The following is a 2668-nucleotide window of genomic DNA, read 5'->3' as shown; positions in this document are numbered from 1 at the left end:
GCCCAGCTCCGTGCCCGTCTCGTTCAGGGCGGCTGCCGCACCGGCCTTGTGCGGGGGTGCGGTCGCCACCACGAGGTTGTAGGCCAGGGTGATGGCCATGCCCATGCCGAAGCCGAGCACGCCGTAGCCGGTCAGCAGTGACGCGACGGTGTCGTCGGCGTCCAGCCGGGTGAGCAGGGCGAAGCCGGCGGCGGCGAGTGCGAGGCCGGCGCCGATCACGGGCCCGGGGCGCACCCGGCGGACGATGACGGTGCCCACCGCGATTCCCGGCATCACGGCGGCGACCATGGGGATCATCCACAGCGCGGCCACGAAGGGGCGATGGCCGAGAACGAGCTGGAGGTGCTGGACCACGAGCATGCCGACTCCCGCTGATGCCACGGTGAGCACGACGTTCGATCCGATCGAAGCCGAGAACGCGGGGCGGGCGAACAGCTGGATGTCGGTCAAGGGGTGGGCGGCTGCGCGCTGGCGGCGTACGAACACGTGGCCGAGGGCCAGGCCGGCGGCGATGGCGAGGAGCGGCGGTGTGGTCAGGCCGTCCTCGGCCAGCTTCTTCAACCCCCAGATGACCGGCAGGATGGCGGCCATCGACAGGGCGGCGCCGAGCAGGTCGAAGCGGCCAGGGCGCGGGTCGGTGTGCTCGGGCAACAGCAGCGGGGCCAGGACCAGCAGGAGCGCCATCACCGGGATGTTCGGCAGGAAGACCGAGCCCCACCAGAAGTGCTCGACGAGCAGGCCGCCGACGACCGAGCCGAGCGGGGTGCCGACGCTGAACGCGCCGGTCCACACCGCGACCGCGGTGCGTCGCTGGGCATCGTCGTGGAACATGTTCCGGATCAGCGCGAGCGTGGAGGGGGCGAGGGTTGCCCCGCCGATGCCGAGCAGCGCGCGCGCCAGGATGAGCATCTCCGTGCTGGTGGAGAACGCCGCCAGCAGCGAGGCGGCCCCGAAGGCGGCGGCGCCGGTCATCAGGAGTCGCCGCCGGCCGATGCGATCGCCCAGGGTGCCCATCGTGATGAGCAGGCCGGCCATCAGGAAACCGTAGACGTCCATGATCCACAGCAGCTGGCTGCTGCTGGGCTCCAGGTCGGCGCTGATCCAGGGCGCCGCCATGAACAGCACGGTCAGGTCCATGGACACCAGCAGGGCCGGCACGGTCAGTACGGCGAGGCCGGTCCATTCCTTGCGGCCGGCCTTCGCCCGGGGAGGAGTCACCTCCCCATGTATACGGATGTACTAGACGAACGTCAAGGACGTATGTATACGTTAGGCTCGTGCCCATGGGAAACCGTGAGGACCTGCTCGAAGGAGCGAAACGCTGCCTGTACGAGCGCGGATACGCGCGCACGACCGCGCGCGACATCGTGGCCGCGTCCGGCGCCAACCTGGCCTCGATCGGGTACCACTACGGCTCCAAAGAGGCCCTCCTGGACGCCGCCCTCATCGAGGCCATCGCGGAGCTGAGCGAGCGGTGGCTGCAGTGGAGCGCGGACGGCAGGGCGGAGCCGGCCGAGGTCTGGGATCGCATCCTGGGCGAGTTCGACGCCCACCGGCCCCTGTTGGTCGCGCATGTCGAGGCATGGGCGCAGGTCGAACGCTCGCCCGAGCTGAAGGAGCGGTTCGCGAAGTTCTACGCCGACCAGCTGGCCAGGGGCGTCGAGAGCTCCAGGACCAGGCGTCCCGATCTGGACGCCGGCACTGCCCGCGCGTTGTCGGCGGTGAGCGGTGCGCTGGCGGACGGGCTGATCGTCCAGTGGCTGATCAACCCGGATCAGCTGCCCAGCGGGCGGGAGATCGCGGCCGGGCTCCGCGCCCTTGCCGACGCGATCGACGAGAAATGAGCTGCCGTCCGGTCATCGCTCCCTGCTCGGACGCCCGGTGGGACATGTGCTCAGGGACGATGATTCTGCTCTTCGGCGGGAGTCTTCTTGACGGACAGCAGCAACGAACGCCGGCAGGAGAATGATCCGTGATGGGACAGCGGAGTGCCACGTGGTCGCTCGTACACGAGGAACGGGCGGCCCTCGCGGACGATCTCGCGTCGTTGAGCGATGTGGGGTGGGCGACGCCGTCGTTGTGCGCCGGGTTGTCGGTGCGCGAGGTGCTGGCGCATCTCACGGCGGGGGCGAGCTTGGGGCCCGTACGGTGGCTGGCGGGGGTGATCCGGTGCCGGTTCGACTTCGACCGGCAGGTGGCCGTGCGGCTGGGCGAGCAGTTGGGCGCGAGTCCCGCCGACGCGCTCGCGAGGTTCCGCCGCGTCGTCAGCAGCACCACCAAGCCGCCCCTGCCGGTCATCGCGATGCTCGGCGAGACCATCGTGCACGGTGAGGACATCCGGCGGCCCCTGGGCATCCGCCGGGCCTACCCGATCGAGACGCTCACCCAGGTGGCCGGCTACTACCAGGGCTCCGACCTCGTCGTCGTGGCCGGGAAGCGCGTCGCCGGGCTGCGGCTGGCCGCGACCGACGGGCCCTTCGCCGCCGGCTCCGGGCCGCTGGTGTCCGGCACCACTCTGGCGCTGACCATGGCCATGACGGGCCGCATGGCGTACTGCGACGAGCTGACCGGCGACGGGGTGGACGCGCTGCGCGAACGCGGCGCGATGGCCTGAGCGGTCGGTTGCCGAGGCGGGGCAACCCCGGGTAGGCCACTCCCGGCTCCCCGT

General features: G+C 71.0%; 3 protein-coding genes. 2 read left to right on the top strand and 1 reads right to left on the bottom strand.

Going from position 1 to position 2668, the window contains the following annotated elements:
- Nucleotides 1-1218 (bottom strand): MFS transporter (locus tag E1286_RS46945; RefSeq protein ID WP_223190964.1); only part of this gene is annotated, 1218 nt, incomplete at its 3' end.
- Between the two features lie 65 nt (nucleotides 1219-1283).
- Between E1286_RS46945 and E1286_RS46940 the strand changes: the two genes are divergently transcribed.
- Together E1286_RS46940 and E1286_RS46935 are read left to right on the top strand one after the other, a co-directional pair.
- A complete protein-coding gene (locus E1286_RS46940; protein ID WP_132623854.1) occupies nucleotides 1284-1844 on the top strand; it encodes a TetR/AcrR family transcriptional regulator in 561 nt (186 codons plus the stop codon).
- A 131-nt stretch (nucleotides 1845-1975) separates the two neighbouring features.
- Nucleotides 1976-2614: a maleylpyruvate isomerase family mycothiol-dependent enzyme gene (locus tag E1286_RS46935; protein ID WP_132623852.1), complete on the top strand. Its 639-nt coding sequence runs from the start codon at nucleotides 1976-1978 to the stop codon at nucleotides 2612-2614.
- Nucleotides 2615-2668 lie beyond the last annotated feature (54 nt).

The sequence above is a fragment of the Nonomuraea terrae genome (genome assembly GCF_004348995.1).
Lineage (GTDB): Bacteria > Actinomycetota > Actinomycetes > Streptosporangiales > Streptosporangiaceae > Nonomuraea > Nonomuraea terrae.
The sequence above is the reverse complement of the archived record's forward strand: the minus strand, read 5'-3'. Positions and strand labels throughout refer to the sequence as shown.